This window comes from Streptomyces sp. G-G2, assembly GCF_030063135.1.
Taxonomy (GTDB): Bacteria; Actinomycetota; Actinomycetes; order Streptomycetales; family Streptomycetaceae; genus Streptomyces.
In genome coordinates, this window is sequence record NZ_JASISO010000011.1 from 37180 (window position 1) to 58722 (window position 21543).

General features: G+C 72.1%; 21 protein-coding genes. 12 read left to right on the plus strand and 9 right to left on the minus strand.

Annotated elements, in window-relative coordinates; all coding sequences use genetic code 11:
• Window positions 1–33: 33 nt before the first annotated feature.
• The 4 genes from QMF80_RS11420 to QMF80_RS11435 all read right to left on the minus strand — a co-directional run bounded on the left by QMF80_RS11420 (window position 34) and on the right by QMF80_RS11435 (window position 3845).
• Window positions 34–1149 (minus strand): ABC transporter permease, encoded by a 1116-nt coding sequence (locus QMF80_RS11420; RefSeq protein ID WP_349372200.1) that lies wholly within the window; start codon window positions 1147–1149, stop codon window positions 34–36.
• A gap of 281 nt (window positions 1150–1430) precedes the next feature.
• Complete coding sequence (locus QMF80_RS11425; RefSeq protein ID WP_283452206.1) at window positions 1431–2168, minus strand: ABC transporter ATP-binding protein; 738 nt, start codon at window positions 2166–2168, stop codon at window positions 1431–1433.
• Window positions 2165–3271 carry a peptidoglycan-binding protein gene (locus QMF80_RS11430; RefSeq protein WP_283452207.1) on the minus strand — a complete coding sequence of 369 codons (1107 nt, stop codon included), beginning with the start codon at window positions 3269–3271 and terminating at the stop codon, window positions 2165–2167. Before QMF80_RS11430 ends, QMF80_RS11425 begins: the two co-directional genes overlap by 4 nt.
• Before the next feature lie 49 nt (window positions 3272–3320).
• The gene (locus QMF80_RS11435) at window positions 3321–3845 is read right to left on the minus strand and encodes a hypothetical protein (RefSeq protein WP_283452208.1); all 525 of its coding nucleotides are present in this window, start codon (window positions 3843–3845) and stop codon (window positions 3321–3323) included.
• 90 nt (window positions 3846–3935) lie between these two features.
• On the opposite strand from QMF80_RS11435, the gene QMF80_RS11440 reads away from it, so the two are divergent.
• From QMF80_RS11440 to QMF80_RS11450, 3 genes are all read left to right on the plus strand, one after another.
• Complete coding sequence (locus QMF80_RS11440) at window positions 3936–4595, plus strand: response regulator transcription factor (RefSeq protein WP_283452209.1); 660 nt, start codon at window positions 3936–3938, stop codon at window positions 4593–4595.
• Window positions 4592–5887: a sensor histidine kinase gene (locus tag QMF80_RS11445; RefSeq protein WP_283452211.1), complete on the plus strand. Its 1296-nt coding sequence runs from the start codon at window positions 4592–4594 to the stop codon at window positions 5885–5887. Before QMF80_RS11440 ends, QMF80_RS11445 begins: the two co-directional genes overlap by 4 nt.
• Before the next feature lie 73 nt (window positions 5888–5960).
• Window positions 5961–6215, plus strand: a complete 255-nt coding sequence (locus tag QMF80_RS11450; protein WP_283452213.1) for a glutaredoxin domain-containing protein — start codon at window positions 5961–5963, stop codon at window positions 6213–6215.
• On the opposite strand, the gene QMF80_RS11455 is transcribed toward QMF80_RS11450, so the two are convergent.
• Window positions 6205–6852 (minus strand): transmembrane-type terpene cyclase, encoded by a 648-nt coding sequence (locus QMF80_RS11455; RefSeq protein ID WP_283452215.1) that lies wholly within the window; start codon window positions 6850–6852, stop codon window positions 6205–6207. The genes QMF80_RS11450 and QMF80_RS11455 overlap by 11 nt on opposite strands.
• Before the next feature lie 375 nt (window positions 6853–7227).
• Between QMF80_RS11455 and QMF80_RS11460 the strand changes: the two genes are divergently transcribed.
• The 6 genes from QMF80_RS11460 (at window position 7228) to QMF80_RS11490 (ending at window position 14746) form a co-directional block, all read left to right on the plus strand.
• Window positions 7228–8175 (plus strand): LLM class F420-dependent oxidoreductase, encoded by a 948-nt coding sequence (locus QMF80_RS11460; protein WP_283452217.1) that lies wholly within the window; start codon window positions 7228–7230, stop codon window positions 8173–8175.
• 25 nt (window positions 8176–8200) lie between these two features.
• On the plus strand, window positions 8201–8986 hold the full coding sequence (locus QMF80_RS11465; protein ID WP_283452219.1) for an SDR family NAD(P)-dependent oxidoreductase: 786 nt from the start codon (window positions 8201–8203) through the stop codon (window positions 8984–8986).
• A gap of 105 nt (window positions 8987–9091) precedes the next feature.
• Window positions 9092–10213 carry an LLM class flavin-dependent oxidoreductase gene (locus QMF80_RS11470; RefSeq protein WP_283452443.1) on the plus strand — a complete coding sequence of 374 codons (1122 nt, stop codon included), beginning with the start codon at window positions 9092–9094 and terminating at the stop codon, window positions 10211–10213.
• A gap of 298 nt (window positions 10214–10511) precedes the next feature.
• Entirely contained in the window at window positions 10512–12251 is a 1740-nt protein-coding gene (locus tag QMF80_RS11475) for an N-acyl-D-amino-acid deacylase family protein (RefSeq protein ID WP_283452221.1), read from the plus strand.
• A complete protein-coding gene (locus QMF80_RS11480; protein ID WP_283452222.1) occupies window positions 12248–13771 on the plus strand; it encodes an aldehyde dehydrogenase family protein in 1524 nt (507 codons plus the stop codon). The genes QMF80_RS11475 and QMF80_RS11480 overlap by 4 nt, the downstream gene beginning before the upstream one ends.
• A gap of 675 nt (window positions 13772–14446) precedes the next feature.
• Window positions 14447–14746, plus strand: a complete 300-nt coding sequence (locus QMF80_RS11490; protein ID WP_283452224.1) for a hypothetical protein — start codon at window positions 14447–14449, stop codon at window positions 14744–14746.
• 241 nt (window positions 14747–14987) lie between these two features.
• On the opposite strand, the gene QMF80_RS11495 is transcribed toward QMF80_RS11490, so the two are convergent.
• On the minus strand, window positions 14988–15470 hold the full coding sequence (locus tag QMF80_RS11495; RefSeq protein WP_283452226.1) for an NAD(P)-dependent oxidoreductase: 483 nt from the start codon (window positions 15468–15470) through the stop codon (window positions 14988–14990).
• A 134-nt stretch (window positions 15471–15604) separates the two neighbouring features.
• Entirely contained in the window at window positions 15605–16042 is a 438-nt protein-coding gene (locus QMF80_RS11500; RefSeq protein WP_283452228.1) for a GNAT family N-acetyltransferase, read from the minus strand.
• Between the two features lie 70 nt (window positions 16043–16112).
• Here QMF80_RS11500 and QMF80_RS11505 point away from each other — a divergent pair, with 70 nt between their 5' ends.
• On the plus strand, window positions 16113–17120 hold the full coding sequence (locus QMF80_RS11505) for a DNA polymerase III subunit beta family protein (RefSeq protein ID WP_283452230.1): 1008 nt from the start codon (window positions 16113–16115) through the stop codon (window positions 17118–17120).
• A gap of 147 nt (window positions 17121–17267) precedes the next feature.
• On the opposite strand, the gene QMF80_RS11510 is transcribed toward QMF80_RS11505, so the two are convergent.
• On the minus strand, window positions 17268–18098 hold the full coding sequence (locus QMF80_RS11510; protein ID WP_283452232.1) for a thioredoxin domain-containing protein: 831 nt from the start codon (window positions 18096–18098) through the stop codon (window positions 17268–17270).
• Window positions 18099–18337: 239 nt separating this feature from the next.
• Between QMF80_RS11510 and QMF80_RS11515 the strand changes: the two genes are divergently transcribed.
• Complete coding sequence (locus QMF80_RS11515; RefSeq protein ID WP_283452234.1) at window positions 18338–20062, plus strand: lytic transglycosylase domain-containing protein; 1725 nt, start codon at window positions 18338–18340, stop codon at window positions 20060–20062.
• Window positions 20063–20224: 162 nt separating this feature from the next.
• Here QMF80_RS11515 and QMF80_RS11520 read toward each other — a convergent pair whose 3' ends face one another.
• The gene (locus QMF80_RS11520) at window positions 20225–20428 is read right to left on the minus strand and encodes a cold-shock protein (protein WP_112451444.1); all 204 of its coding nucleotides are present in this window, start codon (window positions 20426–20428) and stop codon (window positions 20225–20227) included.
• A 237-nt stretch (window positions 20429–20665) separates the two neighbouring features.
• On the opposite strand from QMF80_RS11520, the gene QMF80_RS11525 reads away from it, so the two are divergent.
• Entirely contained in the window at window positions 20666–21514 is an 849-nt protein-coding gene (locus tag QMF80_RS11525) for a menaquinone biosynthetic enzyme MqnA/MqnD family protein (protein WP_283452239.1), read from the plus strand.
• The last annotated feature ends 29 nt before the right edge of the window (window positions 21515–21543 follow it).

Below are 21543 nucleotides of genomic sequence, written 5' to 3' on the forward strand. Positions count from 1 at the left end.
GCGACGGTCCGCGCCTCCCCGCCGGGCGAGCGCCTACGCCGCTTGCAGGGCCAGCGTCGGCGACAGCCGGGCCGCGCGGACCGCCGGGTAGAGCCCCGCCACCGTGCCGATGGCCAGGGTCGCGCCGAAGCCGCCGGTGACCGCCCACAGGGGGACCACCCATGGCAGTTCGCCCGCTCGGGCGTAGACCAGGGTGGCGATCCCGCCGAGCGCGATGCCCGCCAGGCCACCGAGCCCGGACAGGAGTAGGGACTCCGTCACGAACTGCACCCGGATCTGGCCCTTGGTCGCGCCCAGGGAGCGCCGTAGCCCGATCTCGTGGCGCCGTTCCAGCACCGAGATGATCATGGTGTTGGCCACTCCGACACCGCCCACCAGCAGGGCGATCCCGCCCAGCCCCAGCAGCAGGGTGCTGAACGCGCCCTCGGTGGCCGCCTTCGCCTGGAGCGCCGCCGACGGGTCGGTCACCGACACCGCGTTCGGGGTCTGCGGGTTCGCCGTCTGCGCGATGAGCGCGCGGACGTCGGCGACCCGGTCGTCCGCCGAACGCTCGTAGATCGCCGTCGGGTGCCCGTCGAAGCCCAGGAGCCGCTCCGCCGCGTCCCATCCGATCAGCGCGGAGCGCTCGATCTCGGGGGCCAGCGGGATCGGGTCCAGGATGCCGATGACCGTGAAGTACCGCCCGCCGATGAACACTTGCTGGCCCGCCGCGGTGATGCCGAGGCGCTGCGCGGAGACGTGGCCGAGCACCACCGAGGGGTAGCGGCCGGTGGCCGCGTTCAGCCAGGTGCCGTTGCGCATGTCGGCCCGCAGTGTGCCGAGGAGGTCGTCCTTGACCGCCTTCAGGGCGATACCGCCGGTCTCCGCCTCGGCGATGTTCTCGCTGCGGCGCACGGCCTCCGGGACGTCCCCGGTGGTGCCGACCGACCGGACTCCGCCGATGCGGGAGATCATGCCGGGGGCCTCCTTGGGCAGTTGGGTCTGCTGGCCGGTGAACATGCCCTGGCCGGGGGTGGCCACCAGCATGTTCGTGCCGAGCTTGTCCAGCTCCTGGAGCAGCTTGGCCTGGCTGGAGGAGGAGATCCCGACGACCGCGATCATCGTCGCGATACCGATGGCGATGCCGAGCGCGGAGAGGAACACCCGCATGGGGCGCGAGCGCAGGCCCGCCGAGCCGACGTGCAGGACGTCGCGCGGGCTCAGCCGGGGCGGGGTCAGCCGCCGCGCCCGCCCGTCCGCACGCTTCCCGCGCCGCCTTCCCCGCCGACCCCGCCCGGTCGCCTCCGGCTGCTCAGCGGAACCGGTACGTCCACCCCCGCCCGCAAACTCACCACTGCCCGCACCTCCCGCACGTCCCGCAGGCCCACCACTGCGCGCACGCCCAGCACCTCCAGCACCTCCAGCACCTCCAGTACGCTCCGCGCGCCCCATCACACCGCTCCTTCCGTACCCGCAGGCGCCACCGGCAGCGGCACGGTCTGCCGGTTCCACACGTCCGCCACGATCTCGCCGTCCCGCAGCCGGACCTGCCGGGGCAGGCTCGCCGCGATCTCGTTGTCGTGGGTGATCACGGCGATGGTGGCCCCGTCCCGGTTCAGCTCGTGCAGCAGTTCCATCACCGACGCGCCGGACTTCGTGTCCAGCGCCCCGGTCGGCTCGTCCGCGAGCAGCAGGTCCGGTTCGCCCGCCACCGCGCGGGCGATCGCCACGCGCTGCTTCTGGCCGCCGGACAGTTCGTGCGGCCGGTGGTCCATCCGGTCGCCGAGGCCCACCCGTTCCAGGGCCTCGGCCGCCCTGCGCCCCCGCTCGGTCCGCGAGAGGCCGGAGTAGAGCAGGCCCTCGGCGACGTTCGCCCGGGCGCTGATGCCCGGTACCAGGTGGAAGGACTGGAAGACGAAGCCGACGTGGCGCGAGCGCAGCGCGGACAGCGCGCGGTCGGAGAGGGCCGCGATGTCGTACCCGGCGATCGCGACGGTGCCCGCGGTCGGCCGGTCCAGGGTGCCGACGATGTGCAGCAGCGTGGACTTGCCGGAGCCCGACGGTCCGACGATGGCGAGGAGTTCGCCCGCCATGACCGTCAGGTCCACCCCGCGCAGGGCCGCGACCCCGCCCGGGTACTCCTTGGTGACCGCGGCCAGTTCGACGACGGCGCGCGCGTGTGTGTTCACAGCTTCGGGACCCCTACGTTCATGCCCTCCTTGAGGGAGCCCCCCTTGACCTCGACCCGGCCCTGACCGAACATCCCCAGCTCGACCCCGACCTCCCGGACCGTGCCGTTCTCGACGACCTGGACGCCGAACCCGCCGCCGTTCAGCGCGAGCAGCGCGTTGACCGGTACGGAGAGCACGCCCTTGCGGACCTCGCCGGTCAGGCTGACGTACACCGGGGACTGGTCGGGCCCCTGCACCTTCGAGGGGTCGTCGAAGGCGATGCTCACCTCGACCTTGGGCTTCTTGTCCCCGCCGCCCCCGCCCCCGCCGCCCCCGGACCCACCCGCACCGCCGCCGTCCGGGTCGGCGGCGGTGTCCACCGACTCGATCTTCCCGGTCGCCGTACCACCGACGGGCAGCGCGACGCTCACCTTGTCGCCGACCTTCAGCGTGCCCGCCTTCGCCACCTCCAGCTGGAAGCGGACGCTGCGCTCGGTGCCGGTCAGGGTGATCACCGGCTTGCCCGGTCCCGGCTCGTCGCCGACCGCCGCGTCGTTCTTGCGCACCCGCTGCGGCCCGGAGGCGAAGGCGACGTCGGCCTTGGCGACCTCGCCCGTCTCCTTCACCTTGTGGGCCTTCTGCCACCGCTTGACCGCCGTCGTGGTGCCCGCCGTGAAGGTCGCGTCGTCCGGGTCGAGCCCGGTTCCGTGACCGAGGGCCTGGAGGTTGCGCTTGAGCTGCTTGACGTCGTCGCCCTTGTCGCCCTCCTTCAGCTCGCGGTACATGGGGGTGGCCCCGTACATCAGGCGGACCGGCTTGCCGTCGATCTCGTACAGCTTCCCGTCCCGTTCGACCGCCGAGCCCGCGGCCGCGACCCAGGTGAGGACGCCGGGGCCGCCCGCGTTCAGCTTGCGCTCCTTCGCGTAGCCGAGGGTGCCCTCGACGCGCGTGCCGGAGCTGAGATCGGTACGGGTGACCGGCGCGGTGCCGGGCGGCAGCCCGTCGGAGCGCTGCTCCTTCTTCCCGTCCGCGGCGGGCTGGGCCAGTACGGCGTAACCGCCGCCGGAGACGGCCAGCGCGGCGGTCAGGGCGGCGAGCAGCCAGGTGTTTCGCTTCTTCATCGGCATCGGCATCGGCGGATTCCCTTCGGCTTTCCTTCCGGTCCGGGTGTCAGGAGGCCGCGTTGCACTTCGGCAGGGCGTCCTGGAAGGCCTTCTCCTGGCCCTTGGGGATCTCGGTCGCCTTCTTCATGCCGTTGACGGCGGGCTCCGGGTCCTTGAGGTCCACGCCGTTCTTGCGCATGCACTGGATCCAGGCCAGTTCCTTGTCCGCGTCCTCCTGCGACGGCGCGCCGCCGCCGGAGCCGGGGCCCTTCATCCCGCACTTCTCCATGGCCTTCTGCAACTTCTCCTGGTCGGCGCCACCCCCCACGGTCATGCCGCGCGGATCCTCGCCGGGCTTGGGGTCCGGGGCGTCTATGCCCTCCCCGCGCAGGCACTGGCGCATCTTGAGGGCGTCGTCGGCGATCTTCTGCTTGTCCCCGCCGCCGCCACCGCCAGCCCCGCTGCCGTTCGCCGAGCTGTTCGCGGAGCCTTCCTTCTTGTCCGAGCCCGCGCCCGTGGTGGAACAGGCGGTGGCGAAGAGGGCCAGTCCGGTGAACACCGCGGCCGTGGTCATGGTGAGGGATCGGTTCATGGGCCCGAGCCTGCGGCAAGCGGGGATTTCGCTTCTCTCACGCAGGACGCTTACAACGAGGAAATGCCGGTCTCCGGTAAAGAGGACGGCATGCGAGTTCTGGTGGTGGAGGACGAGGAATTCCTCCGGGAGATGATCGCCGAGGGGCTGCGCCGTGACGCGCTGGCCGTGGACGAGGCGAGCGACGGCCTGGAGGCCCTGCGGCGGCTGCGCCTCGGCGACTACGACGTCCTGGTCCTCGACCGCGACCTGCCCGGGCTGCACGGCGACGAGGTGTGCCGCCAGGTGGTGCGCGACCGGCTGCTCACCCGGGTCCTGATGCTCACCGCCTCCGGCACGGTCCGCGACCGGGTGGCGGGACTGGGCCTGGGGGCCGACGACTACCTGACCAAGCCCTTCGCCTACGACGAGCTGCTCGCCCGGGTCCTGGCGCTGGGCCGCCGCGCCCGGCCCGCGCTGCCGCCCGTACTGGAGGCCGCCGGGATCGCCCTGGACACGGCGGCCCGCGCCGCCGTCCGCGACGGGCACCGCCTCGCCCTGTCCCGCAAGGAGTTCGCGGTGCTGGAGACGCTGCTGCGGGCGGCGGGGGCGGTGGTCAGCAGCGACGACCTGATCGAGCAGGTGTGGGAGCAGGACACCAGCTACAGCACGAACGCGGTGCGGGTCACGCTCAGCAAGCTGCGGGCCAAGCTGGGGGAGCCGCCGCTGATCGAGACGGTGCCCGGCGCGGGATACCGGATCGCCCGGTGAGCGCCCCTCGCGCGCTGGGCCGACTGGTGCCGCGCAGCGAGCGGGCCCGGCTGACCGCCCTGTACGGGGCGCTGCTGGTGCTCGCGGGCGGGGGCCTGGTCGCGCTGCTGAACGTACTGGTCCGCCGGGGCCTCTTCCGCAGCATCAACCAGGCCGTCTCCACCTACGCGCCGGCCGTCAACCGGACCGTGTCCGTCGCCGAGGGAGAGAAGTTCCCCGTTCCCGCCCAGCGGCTGCCCGACGACCTGCTGTCCCCGGAACAGCTGGCGACGTTCAAGGCCACCCGCACGCTCAGTACCGCCGCCGAACAGGCGGCCCTGCACGAACTGTTGACCGTATCCCTGATCGCGCTCGCGGTCTTCGCCGTACTGTCGATCTGGCTGGCCTGGTGGATGGCGGGCCGGGTGCTGCGCCCCGTCGGGGTGATCAGCGAGACGGCCCGGCGGCTGTCCGGCGAGAACCTGCACGAGCGGATCGCCCTGGACGCGCCGCCCGGCGAGCTGAAGCGCCTCGCGGACACCTTCGACGGGATGCTCGACCGGATGGAGGACCTGGTCGGCGCCCAGCGGCGGTTCGCGGCGAACGCCGCGCACGAGCTGCGCACCCCGCTGGCCGTCCAGCGGGCGGCGGCCGAGATCGGGCTGGCCGGGGACCCGGGGCCGGAGAAGCTGGCCCGGATCCGTACCAAACTGATCGGGGTCGCGGACTCCAGCGAGCACCTCATCGAGTCGCTGCTGCTGCTCGCCGTGTCTCAGGAGGGCCTGGGGAGCACGCGGCCGGTGGACCTCGCCGAACTGGTGGCGTCGGAGCTGGCGGCTACGGAGCTGTCGGGTACGGAGTCGGCGGGTACGGAGCTGGGGGCCATGGAGCCGGCGGGCGGCGCGGCGCGGGGGCTGACGGTCGAGCGGTCGCTGGAGCCGCTGCCGGTGACCGGCGACGGAATACTGCTCGGGCACCTGGTCCGCAATCTGCTGGCCAACGCGGTACGCCACAACCGCCCGGGCGGCCGGATCGTGCTGCGGACCTCCGTCGAGGCGGGGGAGGCGGGGGCGGACGGCGTTCTGACCGTCTCCAACACCGGGCCGGTGATCGAGCCGGGCGAGGTGGCGCGGCTGATGGAGCCGTTCCGGCGGCGCGCTGAGCGACGGCACACCCCGGGCGAGGGCGCGGGGCTGGGGCTGTCGATCGTCGCTTCGATCGCGCGGGCGCACGGGGCGGAGCTGACGGCCGAGGCCAACCCGGTCCCGGGCGGCGGCCTGACGGTCCGGGTCCGCTTCCCGGCTCCCCAGTGACCCCGCTTCCGCGCTCCCCCGCGACCCCGCGACCCCGTGACCGGGGGCCCGGGGCCGCCGTAGGGTCGCCGTCATGAGTGCGGAGATCACCGTCTACTGGCGGCCCGGGTGTGTGTACTGCATGAAGCTGTGGGTCAAGCTCCGTCTGACCGGCACCCGTTACCGCCCGGTCAACATCTGGCGCGACCCCGGCGCGGCCGCCTACGTCCGCGGTGTCGCGCAGGGCAACGAGACCGTCCCCACGGTCCGCGTCCGCCGCGCCGACGGCGCCGAGCACGCCCTGGTGAACCCGACCCTGGCCGAGGTGCGCCGGGCGGTCAGCGGGTGAGGCCCGGGGCCCCTGGCGGGGCGGTCCGCGTCCGCGTCCGGTGGTGGAGCAGCAGGGCGATGTAGGCGAGGTCGAAGACCCCGCACAGGATGCCCAGGCCCAGAATGAACGGGGCGTCCTCGATCACCCCGAACAGGACGGTCGGGGCCAGGGTGCCGAGCCATTTCGCGACGGCGATGACCAGGCTCTGGCCGCGCGTCCCCGCCCGGTCCGCGAACAGGGCGATGAACAGCCCGGACATCAGCAGGTTCTGCAGGAACGCCGAGTAGCGGCTCGCGTCGTGCGCCCCGAAGTGCGCGAGGAAGAGCCACTGCACGGCGAAGGCGCCGCCGAAGACCAGTACCCCCCAGACGGCGAACAGCGGCCGGGTGACGAACTCCGGCAGCTCGGCGCGCCCGAAGCGGAAGAACGTGGAGACGATCACCAGGTCGGCCAGGGCCCACACGATGTTGACGACGCCCTGCGCGGACACCCCGCCGAGGACGTCGTTCACGGCGTACGTCGACTCCCACGCGAAGTTCAGCGCGAGCGCGGCCACCGGCATCGCGTACGTCCGCTGCCGCAGCCCGAGCCGGATGGCCTCGGCGTAGACGAGGGTCCAGGCGATCCCGCTGACCAGGGTCAGGAACAGCTCCACGCTCTTCTCCCGCGCTCGTACCGTGCTGGCAGCCGTTGCTCGTACCAGCTCAGGCGCCGCACCCTAGCGCCGTGACCGGCAAGGTGCACCGGGTCGAAGGAGGCAGGGGGTGCTGACCACGTAGGTGAAGGTGGTGTGGTCGAGGTCCTCCGCGCTGACGAACCGCCGGTCCTTCGGGCGCTGGGCGTCCACCGGGTACGCGCGATCCACCGCCTGCCTGGCTCCGGCCCAGCCGTCGGGCCCCGAACGCCTGGGCCCACCCCTTGCCTGACGATGCGTCAGCTACCACCATGGGCCCTGGTCGTCATGTGACGGGACGTCAGCCCGTGGCGATGGTGATGGCGACGGCCACGACGAAGGCGAGGCGGGCACGGCATGGCGCGTGTGTTTCCGGAAGGTCGGCTGGTCTACGGGATGCAGCTCCCGGTCCAGTCGCAGAGCACCATCTACGCCGAGCCCTGGGAGGCGTCGGCGGGCGCGGCCGATCTCGCCGAGGTCGCCCGCGCCGCCGACCGGGCGGGCTTCGGATACCTGGCCTCGTGCGACCACGTGGCCATCCCGCGCAGGCTCGCCGGGCCGATGAGCACCGTCTGGTACGACCCGGTCGCCACCCTGTCCTTCCTGGCCGCGATCACCGAGCGCGTCCGGCTGCTCAGCCATGTCGCGGTCGTCGGCCTGCGCCACCCGCTGATCAGCGCCAAGCAGTACGCGACCCTCGACCACCTCTCCGGCGGGCGGCTGATCCTCGGCGTGGGGGCGGGGCACGTGCAGGAGGAGTTCGAGGTCCTCGGCGTCGACTTCGCCCGGCGCGGCCCGCTGCTCGACGAGACCATCGACGCGCTGCGCGCGGCCCTCGGGCCCGAGGAGTACCCGGAGTTCGAGGGGGAGACCTTCGCGTTCAAGGACCTCGGGCAGCTGCCGCGCCCGGCCCAGGAGCGGATCCCGGTGTGGGTCGGCGGCTCCTCGCCCGCCGCCGTGCGCAGGGCGGCCGTACGCGGCGACGGCTGGCTCCCGCAGGGCGACCCGCGCGACAGGCTCCCGGCCCAGGTGGCCCGTATCCGGGAACTGCGCGCCGCCGCCGGGGTGGGCGCCCCCATCGAGATGGGCGCGATCACGGAGGCGCTGTACATCGGCGAGCCCGGCTGGGACACCGGGCGGCGCACGCTCACGGGCAAGGCGGAGGTCCTCGCCGAGTCCCTGCGGGAGTACAAGGCGCTCGGCATGGACCAGATCCAGGTGCGCTTCCGCAGTCGCGACCGGGCCGAACTCGTGGACCAGATCAGCGCGTTCGGGGCCGAGGTGGCCCCGCTCCTCAACGACTGAACGGCTAACGGCAAGGGGTATCGGCATGGGCAAGCTGGACGGGCGCGTCGTCATCATCACGGGTGCGGCGCGCGGGCAGGGCGAGCAGGAGGCCCGGATCTTCGCCGAAGAGGGCGCGAAGGTGCTGCTGGGCGACGTACTGGACGAGCAGGGCGCCGCGGTCGCCAAGGAGATCGGCGAGGACCGGGCCCGGTACGTACGGATGGACGTGAGCCGGGAGGAGGACTGGGCGGCCGCCGTCGCCGCCGCGAAGGAGACCTTCGGCGAGATCAATGGACTGGTCAACAACGCGGGCATCCTGCGGTTCAACGAGCTGGTGAGCACCCCCCTGGAGGAGTTCCAGCAGATCATCCAGGTCAACCAGATCGGCACCTTCCTCGGGATCAAGGCGGTCGCCCCCGAGATCGAGGCGGCGGGCGGCGGCACCGTCGTCAACACCTCCTCCTACACCGGTCTGACGGGGATGGCGTACGTCGGCGCCTACGCCGCCACCAAGGCGGCGATCCTCGGCCTGACCCGGGTGGCCGCGCTGGAACTGGCGGCCAAGAACATCCGCGTCAACGCGATGTGCCCGGGAGCCGTGGACACCCCCATGGCCAACCCCGGGCTGCTCGATCCGGCGGGGATGACGGACGAGGCGCGGGACGCGATGGCGGAGCTGTACAAGCGGGTCGTGCCGATGGGGCGGGTGGGCCGCCCGGACGAGATCGCGCGCCTCGCCCTCTTCCTGACCAGCGAGGACTCCTCGTACATCACCGGCCAGCCGTTCGTCGTGGACGGTGGCTGGATGGCGGGCGTCAGCATTCTCTGACGCGTCATCTGATGGAGCGTCAGGTATTGACGCGTCCGGCGCGCGATGGAACAGTCAACCCATCAAATCTGACGCAACGTCAGAAACTTAAGGACGGTGAACCCCTTGGAATTCGGGCTCTTTGTGCAGGGATACGTGCCTGAGGCGCGCTCCAAGGTCGACCCCGAGGCGGAGCACAAGGCGCTGATCGAGGAAACCGAGTACGTCATCCAGGCGGACAAGTCCGGCTTCAAGTACGCCTGGGCCTCCGAGCACCACTTCCTGGAGGAGTACTCGCACCTCTCGGCGAACGAGGTCTTCCTCGGGTACCTCGCCCACGCCACCGAACGCATCCACCTCGGCTCCGGCATCTTCAACCCGCTCGCCCCGGTCAACCACCCGGTCAAGGTGGCCGAGAAGGTCGCCATGCTCGACCACCTGTCCAAGGGCCGCTTCGAGTTCGGCACCGGCCGCGGCGCGGGCAGCCACGAGATCCTCGGCTTCCTCCCCGGCATCGAGGACATGAACGGCACGAAGGAGATCTGGGAGGAGACCATCGCGGAATTCCCCAAGATGTTCCTCCAGGAGGAGTACGAGGGGTTCCAGGGCAAGCACTGGTCGCTGCCGCCGCGGAAGATCTTCCCCAAGCCGTACGGGAAGGCCCACCCGGCCATGTGGTACGCGGCGGGCTCGCCCTCCTCGTACGCGATGGCCGCGAAGAAGGGGCTCGGGGTCCTGGGCTTCAGCGTCCAGAAGGTCTCGGACATGCAGTGGGTCCTGGACCAGTACAAGACGGCCATCCAGGAGGCGAAGGCGATCGGCGCGTTCGTCAACGACAACGTCATGGTGACCTCGACCGCGATCTGCGCCGAGACCCACGACAAGGCCGTGGAGATCGCGGTCAACGCCAACATGAACCGCTTCCAGTCGCTGGTCTTCCGCTACCACGACACCTTCCCGCGGCCCGAGGCGATCCCGGAGTGGCCGGAGATCCTCCCCGAGTACAACGCGGAGATCATCGAGCTGCTGATCGCCGAGGAGCTGCTGATCTGCGGGGACCCGACGGAGGTCCTCCAGCAGTGCAAGCGGTGGGAGTCGGCGGGGGCGGACCAGCTGTCCTTCGGTCTGCCGACGGGGGTGTCGTACGAGGACACGATGAACACGGTGAAGCTGATCGGGGAGCACGTGATCCCGAAGATCGACACCGACCCCATCCACCGCACCACCCGCTTCCGCGAATCCGCCTGACCCACCACCAGGCCTCCGGCCGGGCCCGTCGGCGTTGGGGCCTCCGGCACGGTGAAATCAGCCTCGCCGGCGGTTGAGGCGCGGGGCCGGGCGGAGCCCGGTGCGGCCCGCGAGGGCCGGTCTCCGCCGCCGGAGCCGCCGGGGCGCCGCCGCCGGCCGCCCGCTGAACTGGAACGTGCTCACAACACGCCGGCGGGGCTGGGGTCGCTCGGCGAGGCTGGGGTGGGCCCGGCGGGGCCGGGGCTGAGGGTGGCCGGAGCCGCCGGGGCGCCGGGTCGCAGACCAGGAAAGGGACGTCATGCTCGACCATCTGATCAAGGGCGCGACCGTCGCGGACGGCACCGGCGCCCCCGCCTACACCGCCGACGTCGGCCTCAGGGACGGCCGCATCGCCGTCATCGCCGAGCCCGGCCACGTCACCGAGGAGGCCAGGACCAGCGAGGACGCGCACGGCCTCGTCCTCACCCCCGGGTTCATCGACCCGCACACCCACTACGACGCCCAGCTCTTCTGGGACCCCTACGCCACCCCCTCCATGAACCACGGCGTCACCACCGTCGCGGGCGGCAACTGCGGCTTCACCCTGGCCCCCCTCCACCCCGACCGCCCCGAGGACGCCGACTACACGCGCCGCATGATGAGCAAGGTCGAGGGCATGGCCCTCAAGGCCCTGGAGGAGGGCGTCGACTGGTCCTGGTCCACCTTCGGCGAGTACCTCGACGCCCTCGACGGCCGCATCGCCGTCAACGCGGGCTTCATGGTCGGCCACTGCGCCCTGCGCCGCCACGTCATGGGCGAGGACGCGGTCGGCGGCCAGCCCACCGAAGCGCAGCTCCAGCAGATGCTCGACCTCTTCCACGACGCGATGAACGCCGGCGCCTGGGGCCTGTCCACCACCCAGTCCTCCACCCACTCCGACGGCGCGGGCGCCCCCGTCGCCTCCCGGCACGCGAAGCCCGCCGAACTCCTCGCGCTCTCCCGGGCGGTCGGCGAGCACGAGGGCACCCAGCTGGAGGCGATCGTCGCGGGCTGCCTCGACCAGTTCGCGGACGAGGAGATCGACCTCTTCGTCGAGATGAGCGCCGCCGCCGGCCGCCCGCTGAACTGGAACGTGCTCACCATCGACGCGGCCGTCCCCGAACGCGTGCCGCGCCAGCTCATCCCGAGCGAGCGCGCCCGCAAGGCGGGCGGCCGGATCGTCGCGCTCACCATGCCGATCCTGACCCCCATGAACATGTCCCTCGGCACCTTCTGCGCCCTGAACCTGATCCCCGGCTGGGGCGAGGTCCTCGGCCTCCCCGTGCCCGAGCGGATCGAGAGGCTCCGCGACGCCGACGTACGGACCGCGATGCTGCGCCGCGCCGACAGCAAGGAGGCCGGGGTCTTCCGGCGGCTGGCGGACTTCGGGCGCTACGTCATCGGGGACACGTACAGCGAGGTGAACGAGGGCCTCTCCGGCCGGGTCGTGAACGACATCGCCGCCGAGCGCGGCCTGGATCCCTTCCACTGTCTGGTGGAGATCTGCGCCAACGACGAGCTGCGCACCATCCTGTGGCCGATGCCCACCGACAACGACCCGGCGAGCTGGGCGCTGCGCCAGGAGACCTGGCAGCACGAGGACGTGATGCTGGGCGGCTCGGACGCGGGCGCGCACCTGGACCGGATGTGCGGGGCCCCTTACACGACCCGGTTCCTCGGGGACTGTCTGCGCGGGCGCAAGCTCGTGCCGCTGGAGCAGGCGGTACGGATGCTCACGGACGAGCCGGCCCAGTTGTTCGGGCTGCGCGACCGGGGCCGCATCGCCGAGGGCTGGCACGCGGACCTGGTGCTCTTCGACCCGGAGCGGATCGAGGCCGGGCCCGCCACGCTGGTCCACGACCTGCCGGGCGACAGCCCGCGGCTGGACTCGCGGGCGATCGGGATCGTGTCCGTCCGGGTCAACGGGGTGGAGACGATCCGTGACGACGAGGTGACGGGAGCCATCCCGGGCATCGTGCTCCGGTCGGGCCGGGACACGAGGACGGTGAGCACCCGATGAGTGCTGCGGACGAACCGGCGGGCGGCCCGCAGCGGTTGCTGATCGACGGCGCGTGGGTGGAGCCCGCGGGCGGCCACTACGAGGTGATCAACCCGGCGGACGAGTCGGTGGTCGGCCTGGCGCCCGAGGCCTCGCGCCAGCAGGTGCACGAGGCCGCCGCCGCGGCCCGGGACGCGTTCGCGACCTGGTCGCGGACCCGCCCCGAGGAGCGCGCGGCGATCTTGGACCGGGCCGCGGACATCATGGAGCGGGAGTACGAGCCGTGGGCCCGGCTGGCCCAGGCCGAGACGGGGGCGCCGACCGGGATCGCGCGCGGCATGCAGGTCGGCGTCGGGGTGGCCCGCTTCCGGCGGTACGCCCGGGGCGCGCTGGAACCGGTCGAGCGCGGGCTGCCCCCGCAGGTCACCGAAGCGGGGCCGATGGGCGCGGCCAGCGTCCTGGGCGCACTGGAGATCCGCCAGCCGGTGGGCGTGGTCACCTGCATCACCTCGTACAACAACCCGTGGGCCAACCCGGCGGGCAAGGTGGCCCCGGCGCTGGCCATGGGCAACACGGTGGTCGTCAAGCCCGCTCCGCAGGACCCGCTGTCGGTGTTCCGGATGGCGCGGGCCCTGCAGGAGGCGGGAGCGCCGCCCGGGGTGGTGAACGTGGTCAACGGCGCCTCGGTGGAGGTCGGCGAGGCCGCCGTGGACTCCCCGGACGTGGACATGGTCTCGTTCACCGGTTCGACGGGCGTCGGGCAGCGGATCGCGGAGGTCTGCGGCCGGAGCATGAAGCGGCAGCTGATGGAGCTGGGCGGCAAGGGTGCGGCGGTCGTCTTCGACGACGCGGACCTCGACGCGGCCGTGCGGGGGATCGGTACGACCTTCTCCTTCTACAGCGGCCAGATCTGTACGGCCCCGACCCGGGTGATCGCGCAGCGCGGGATCTACGAGCGGCTGATCGAGAAGCTGACCGGCTATCTGGCGTTCATGAAGGTCGGCGATCCGGGGGAGCGCGGCACGGTGGTCGGCCCGGTGATCTCGGCGGCGCACCGGGACCGGGTGGAGTCCTACATCGAGCTGGGCCGGAAGGAGGGCGCGCGGATCGCCTTCGGCGGCGAGCGCCCGGTGGTGGGCCCGGGGCCGTCCGGTAAGGGCCCGTCCGGGAGGGGTCCGTCCGGAAAGGGCTTCTACGTGGCCCCCACCCTGCTCGTCGACTGTACGAACGACATGCGCGTGGTCCGGGAGGAGATCTTCGGACCGGTCGTCGTGGTGGTCCCCTTCGACGGGGACGAGGACGAGGCGGTGGCGCTGGCCAACGACAGCGACTTCGGCCTGCTGCACTACGTGTGGTCCGGGGACGTCGCGCGGGCCTTCCGGGTGGCGCGCCGGATGCGGGCGGGCGGTGTCGGGGTGAACACGATCGGCCGGAACATGGAGGCGCCGTTCGGCGGCTTCAAGCGCAGTGGGGTCGGGCGGGACGTGGGCTCGTACGCATTGCACGCCTACAGCGAGATCCAGTCCGTCGTGTGGGCGTGACCGAAAATTGAATGGGAAAGTTTAAAACCCGACAATTCGGCCATGCCTGCGGTTTCCGCATGGTGAAAGTGAACGTCCAGGCCCGCCGAAACAACGACCGGCGGGCCTGTGGGCCTTTCAATGGGGCGCACGTAGCCCGCCCAACCTCGTGATTCCAAGGTCCTTCCGGGATTTTCGATCCGGACTTATGTCCTCCGGATGTGGAAACCACACCGTCTAACGTCCCTTTACATGACAGAGCTGGACGTTCGGCCTCGGGTCGGAGACACGGTAAGCGGCGTCGCGGACCCGGCCGCGGGCAGTGGCGCCGACGGCGTACGCGGCAAGGGCCTCGGCAAGGGCTCCGTGGGCCTTTCGTCATCGGCGTGGGCCTGCTGCTCCTCGGCCTGGTCATCATGCGGGTCACCGAACGCCGCAACCCCGCCTTCTTCCGCGGCCGGGTCCTGACGAAGTCCACCCCGTCCCTGGTGGCCAACGACTGACCCTCCCCCACCGCTCCCCACACCGACCGCCCCCGCTCCGTCATCCCGTCGGCCCCGGCCCGCTCCCCGGCGTCCGGGGCCGACGGCGTCGTACGGGACGGCCCCCGCGGTGCGAAAGGGCCGGGACCGCTCGATTCGCGGAACGCCCGCGGGTTGGTGGTGACCCGGGGGCTCCGGGGTCGTTGGGCCACGCATGAACGCCATGAAGCGCACCCTCGCCGCCCTGGTTCTCTCCGGCGGCGCCGCCATCGCCCTCACCCCGGGCCTCGCCCAAGCCGCCGACCAGACGCCGTCGGGGCCGCCGATCACCGCGCGGCTCGGCGACATCGTCGACCACCCGAGCGGGGCGGTCAAGGACGCCAAGACCGCCGTGGGCGTCGCCGCCGGAGCCGCCAACACCTCCGCCCACGCCACGGACAGCTCCCTCGTCGGCACCGGCACCGCGCTGGAGACCGGACTGCCGAAGGCACCGAAGGTGGGAACCAAAGGCTGAGCCGGTCCCCCGGCTCCGCGGGTGACCGGCGCCACGGAGATCGCCCGCGCCGTCGCGACCCGCGAGGTGCCGTGCCGGGCGCCGCGACCCGGTGCACCTTTCCGGTCACGGCACTGGGCCGCGTACGAGGGCGTCGCGGTCACCACCCCGGGCCGCGGCGGAGCCGCCTCCGCGGCCGTGCGCGCGGTCGCCGTCGTGGACCGGGTCCGGGCCCGGGACGGGGCCTGCCCGAGGGTCGCGGTCATGCCGAGGTCACGCCCGCGTGGGCACGGCGCAGCGACGGCGCCCCGGCCTCCTCGACCACCGCCCGGGCGAAGTCCCCCGGGGTGATCCGGGCCTCGGCGTCCGCCGGGGCCAGGACGTACCCGCCCGCCCCCGGGCCCGTGTGGTCGAAGTCCCCCGACGGACTCAGCACCAGCCAGTCCAGCGCCTCCGGCGCGGCCGCCCGCAGCGCCTCGGTCCCGGCGCCGTGGGCGACGTAGAACTCCCGCCACTCCTGCGGATACCCCGGGGAGTCCATCAGCAGCGCCCCGGTCGCGGTGGGCAGTACGGACGCCAGCCCGACCGCGACCAGCCGCCGCACCCCCGCGGCCGGCAGCCCCTCCGCGAGGGCGCGGGCGACCGCCGGGAAGAACTCACCGGGCACGGAAGCCCGGTCGAAGACCGGGACGACCGCCGCGTCGTGCCCCGCCGCGAGCCGCGCCACGGCCGCCGGATCCGTCACCGAGCCGTCACCCCGGCCCGCCTCGGTGACGGTGTGACACCGCGCCCTCAGGGCGAACGGACCACGGACGACAGGCGCGCAGCCAGATCGCCACACGGTCGTGGACAGATCGCTACACGTTCGCGGCCGGTTCGCTACTCGGTCGCGGCCGGTTCGGCGGGGAGCGGCTTGATGAAGTAGATGTCCTCGTGCGGGGACGGGATGCCGGGGATGCGGGCCGTCTCGCGATAGCCGTGGGCGACGTAGAAGGCGGGGGCCTGGAAGCTGTACGTCGACACCGTGATCGTGCGGCAGCCACGGCGGCCGGCCTCGGCCTCGGCGGCGGCGAGGAGTCTGCCGCCCCAGCCCTCCTGGCGGTGCGCCCCGTCGACCCACAGGAGTTCGATGCCCGCGCAGTCGCCCCAGGTCCATGCGGTCAGCCCGCCGACGATGGTGGCGTCCGGGGCGTTGACCCGGACCGTGAACCCGCCGCGCTCGTGCCCCCCGGCCGCCCGGGAGTTGAAGGCCGTCAGCTCTTCGTCGAGGCGGTCCTCCAGTTCGGCGTCGGGGCCGTTGATGTGGAGACTCGTCATGCACCCAGTGTGCGGGCCGCTTGACCCTCGACCTGGTGCAGGTCCCAGAGTCGTGGACGTGGAGAGCGAGATGCGCAGCATTGGCGAGATGGGCCGGGACAGCGGACTGGGCGTGAGCGCGCTCCGGTTCTACGACCGGACGGGCGTGCTGGTGCCCGCCCGGGTGGATCCGGTGACCGGATACCGGTGGTACGGGCCCGAGCAGCTCGGCGAGGCCCGGCTGCTGGCCCGGCTGCGCCGGGCCGGGATGCCGCTCGCGGACATCCGGCTCGTGCTGGCGGGCTGGTCCGGTGGCGACACCGGCCTGGTACCCCGCCTGCTCGACGGCCACTTGAGGCGGCTGGAGAGCGGTCTGGCCGATGCGCGCGCCGAGTTCTCCACGGTACGAGCCCTACTCGCACACGAGGAGACCCCCATGACCACCACCGCCCGACTGACCCTGCCCGCCGAAGAGATCGCGGCCGCGCTGGACGCCGTACGGTACGCCGCCGGGAGCGACCCCGAACTGCCGATGCTCGGCGGCGTCCACTTCGACATCGAAGGGGAAGACCTGCACGTCGTCGCCACCGACCGCTACCGGATGGCCATCGCCCGTACGACGACCAGCGGCCACGGCGGCGAGCGCCTGCAGGTGACCGTGCCCTCACCCCTCGTGGACGCGATGCGCGCCCTGCTCACGGACGGCTCCGCCCACCTCACCGTCGACGGCGACCGGGTGGAACTGGAGACCCAGGGCCACCAGCTCGCCGGCCGGGGCCTCGGCGAGCCGTTCCCCGACTACCGCCGCCTGATCCGGCTGCCCGAAGGCCGCCGCATCCCCCTCGACGTCCCCGCCCTGCGCGAGGCCCTGACCGGAGCGGAAGGGGTGTGCGTGCTGGTCCTGACGGACACCGTGACCGTCGGCGACGACCAGTCCGCCGGCGAACGCGTGGGCGTGAACCCCGAGTTCCTCCTGGACGCCCTCACCGCCGACCACCTGCTCCTGGAGTACGTCGGCCCGAAGGCCCCCCTCGTGGTCCTGAACCCCGACGACGGGGACGCCTTCTCCCTCCTGATGCCGGTCAGCCTGACCCCTTGAGGCCCCGGGGCCGGGGGCCGGGGTCCGGGTCCGGGGGCCCGCCCCGCGGAAGCTCGTGCGAACCCCACGAACGAGGCCCAGGCTGCCGGAGCGAGGGTGACACCGCGGCCCCCGGCGGCCACCGAAGACGAGGGCCGCCGGGGGCGGTCACTTCTTCAGGTTGTCCGCTACCAGTCGCTTGAACGACTCCGGGGCGATCGAGTCGATGCCCTTGCCGGACAGCACGTTGACCCGCTTGCCGTTGATCTCGATGTCCGGCGTGCCGGTCTTGCCGCTCTCGTGGAAGGCCTTCGAGACCTTGTCGACCCACGGCATGTAGGTCAGCTCCTTGACCGACTGGTTGAACGCCGGGGTGCGCAGCCCCGGCACCTGGTCCGCGAGGTCCAGGAGGGTGGCCGTGGAGCCGAAGGTGTCGTCGGTCTCCTTCGCCGGGTGGTTCTTGTAGAGCACCTGGAGGTAGTCCATGAACCTCTCGGGGCTCTCGTTGACCGCCGCTCCCAGGGCGTTCAGGGCGCGCTTGGAGCCCTTGCCGCCGAACGAGCCGTCCAGGAAGGTCGCGAAGTGGTAGTCGACCCGGTAGGTGCCCGCGTCCGCCTGCTCCTTGAGGGTCGGGCCGAGGCCGGTCTCCACCCCCGCGCAGAACGGGCAGCGCGGGTCGATCCAGATGCTGACGACGTCCTTCGCGTCGGCCTTGCCGTACGGGACGACGACGCCGTCCGTGCCGGAGGTGTGGGCGGGCCGGACGAACGGCTTGCCCACAGAATCCGAGGAGGCACCCGCATCACCCGCACCACCCGGAATACCCGGCTTCGAGGCGTAGATGCCGATTCCCGCCGCGAGGGCGAGCACGGCGGCCAGCGCACCGCCGACCAGCAGGCGGCCGCGCAGTGTCGCCTTGCGGGCGGCGGCTTCGCGCTCGGTGCGCAGCCGCGCCCGGGCCTCGCGGCTCTGCTGGTCCCTCTTGGTGCTCGTGGCCATGGAGACAGCCTAGGGAGCAGAGCCCGTACAAACATGGGCCTTTAGGACTTTTCCGTACAGGTCTTAGGACCTTCGTTCGGAGTTGAACGAGGTTCCGGTGAAGACGAGGCGAATGGTGTGTCACATAAGCGTGGGGGGACGGCGAGTCGCCCGCGAATACCTGATAGACAGTGAATATTCATGGCTCGTCCGGCCGCGCACTCACATGTCCACGGCTGCCTTGGGGGGATTGCCGCACTGTGAAGCCTCTTCACCGTCACCTTGTCAGTACCTCGCGCAAAGTCCTGTGCACCGCCGCTCTCGCGGCGAGTCTGACCACGGCGGCGGTCGTCACGACCGCGCCGACGGCCGACGCCGGTGAGGCGGAGCCGGGACCGGACAGCCCGCAGGCCAACGACCGGGGCAACGCGCGCCTGGACCTGCCCGACCTGGTGGCCGACCCGCCGCCGGCCGGTGCGGGGTCGCCGGAGGGTGCCAGCGGGATACCCGCGACCGCCCTCGACGCCTACCGCCGGGCCGAGCTGTCGGTCGCGGCCGCGCTGCCCAACTGCAAGCTGCCCTGGCAGCTCTTGGCGGGCATCGGCCGGATCGAGTCCGTCCACGCCTCCGGCTACGGGCTCAAGGGCGACGGGTCCACGGAGAAGCCGATCCGGGGACCGCGCCTGGACGGCAACGGCTTCGCCCTGATCAAGGACACCGACAAGGGCGAGTGGGACGGGGACCAGGAGTACGACCGGGCCGTCGGCCCGCTCCAGTTCATCCCCGAGACCTGGAAGACCTGGGGCGCCGACGGCAGCGGCGACGGCAAGCGGGACCCGAACAACATCTACGACGCCGCGCTCGGCGCCGGGCTCTACCTCTGCGCGGGTGACCGGGACCTCTCCAAGCCCGCGGACCTGGACAAGGCGATCCTGAGCTACAACAGCTCCCGCGAGTACGTGAATTCCGTGCTCGGCTGGATGCGCCAGTACCAGGCCGGGGTCGCCGACGTGCCGAACCCGGCCGCCGGGAACTACCCGACCCCGCCCCCCGGCTCGCCGCCCACCCCGCCGCCGCCCGCCCCGCCGCTGACCCCGCGGCCTCCGGCGACCCCGGCGAAGCCGCCGACCACGCCGCCCACGAAGCCGCCGACCAAGCCCACCGAGCCGACCAAGCCGTCGGTCCCGCCCGCTTCGGTGGACGGGCTGACGGCGCTCGGCGAGCCGAAGATCACGGCCGAGGCCGGTTCCGTCTTCGCCACCGCCCCGAAGGTCAAGGCGGTCCTCAGCGACGGCAAGCCCGCCGAGGGCGAGACGGTGGTCTTCGAGATCGCCGACGACGACACCTCCGGCACGGTCTTCGCCGGGGCCAAGCGCTACGTCGTGGTCCGGACCGACAAGGGCGGCGTCGCCACCGCCCCCGCCCTCACGGCGGGTGACAAGGCGGGCGCGAAGAACGGCGCCTTCACCCTGCGGGCCACGCTCTACGGCACCCGCGAGTTCACGGTGAAGTTCACCGCAACGGTCACTCCGAAGCCCGCTCCCGTCGTGGACGCGCTGGCCCGTACCACCACCAAGCCGCTCACCGCGGTCGCCGGCTCCAGCTTCGTGGGCGTGGAGGTCAAGGCCACCGCCAAGGACGCACCCGTCGCGGGGACGAAGATCACGGCGGCCCTGGTCGAGAAGGACGCGAAGGGCGCCTGGGTCCCGGTGGACCCGGCCGCGAAGACGCCGTTCTTCAAGGACAAGGACGGCAAGCTCCTGCACACGGTGGCGCTGGCGCCGACCGGCGCCGACGGCGCGGTCGTGCTGCCGGACCTGTTCACCGCCTCGGCCCCGGGCGCGGACGCCGTCTCGGCCGCACCGGGGACGTACCACCTGCGCCTGGTCACCGAGAACGGCGTGGAGCTGATCCTGGACCTGATCGTCACGGCGGCCGCACCGGCTCCGGCGAATTCGGCGAACCCGACGGTCCCGGCCGCGTAAGCACACGAAGAGGGGGCCGGGACCCATCGGGTCCCGGCCCCCTCTTCTCTTGTGCCCCCGTCGGGGCGAAAAGGCAGGAGCCCCGCCCTCTCCGCTCGCACGGAGGAGGCAGGGCTCCTTGGGTACTGCATCTCCAACCCGCGATCGGGCTGGCCCAGGCGACTAGGCCGGGGTGACGTTCTCCGCCTGCGGGCCCTTCGGACCCTGCGTGACGTCGAAGTTCACGAGCTGGTTCTCCTCAAGGGAGCGGAAACCAGCCGCGTTGATCGCGGAGTAGTGGACGAAGACATCCGGGCCGCCGCCGTCCTGGGCGATGAAGCCGAAGCCCTTTTCAGCGTTGAACCACTTCACGGTTCCGGTAGCCATGAGCCCTCCTATGGGCCAAAGGGTCGCCCTGCTCCAGAACCTGCTAAGAAGTCTGAAAACTACAAAAGCCTGCGGGTCACATGCTCCGCAGGCTTCGTACTGCAAGGGAAACCAAACTGCAACTTGCGTCGAGCCTAGCACGCAGACTGCGGGGTCGACCAGAGGGAAAGATCACGTCACCCGGACGTTTGAGACCCGTCCGAAGGCTGACGGTCGGACGGGGGCTAGTCTCGCGATGTGGACGTCTATCGCAGCCGGCCCAGGGTCGGCCACATCCAGTTCCTGAACTGCCTGCCGCTGTACTGGGGGCTGGCCAGAACCGGCACGCTCCTGGACCTGGAGCTGACCAAGGACACCCCCGAGAAGCTCAGCGAGCGGCTCGTCCGGGGCGAGCTGGACATCGCCCCGATCACCCTCGTCGAGTTCTTGCGCAACGCCGACCAGCTCGTGGCCTTCCCCGACCTCGCGGTCGGCTGCGACGGCCCCGTGATGTCCTGCGTGATCGTGTCCCAGGTGCCCCTGGAGCAGCTCGACGGAGCCCGGGTCGCCCTCGGGTCCACCTCTCGTACGTCCGTACGGCTGGCCCAGCTGCTGCTCGCCGAGCAGTACGGCGTACAGCCCGACTACTACACCTGCCCGCCCGACCTCGGGCTGATGATGCAGGAGGCGGACGCGGCCGTACTGATCGGTGACGCGGCCCTGCGGGCCTCCCTGCACGACGCGCCCCGACTCGGTCTCACCGTGCATGACCTGGGGCTCATGTGGAAGGAGTGGACCGGACTGCCGTTCGTCTTCGCCGTCTGGGCCGCCCGCAAGGACTACCTCGAGCGCGAGCCCGCCATGGTGCGGGAGGTCCACGGGGCCTTCCTCGCTTCCCGGGACCTGTCCCTGGAGGAGGTCACCAAGGTGGCCGAGCAGGCGGCCCGCTGGGAGGCCTTCGACGCCGAGCTGCTGGAGCGGTACTTCACCACCCTGGACTTCCGCTTCGGCCCGGACCAGCTGGCGGGCGTACGGGAATTCGCGCGCCGGACCGGGGCGACGACCGGGTTCCCGGCGGACGTGGCCGTGGAGCTGCTCGTCCCGTAGCGGCGGCCCGTGGGGGCGGCCCGCGGCGG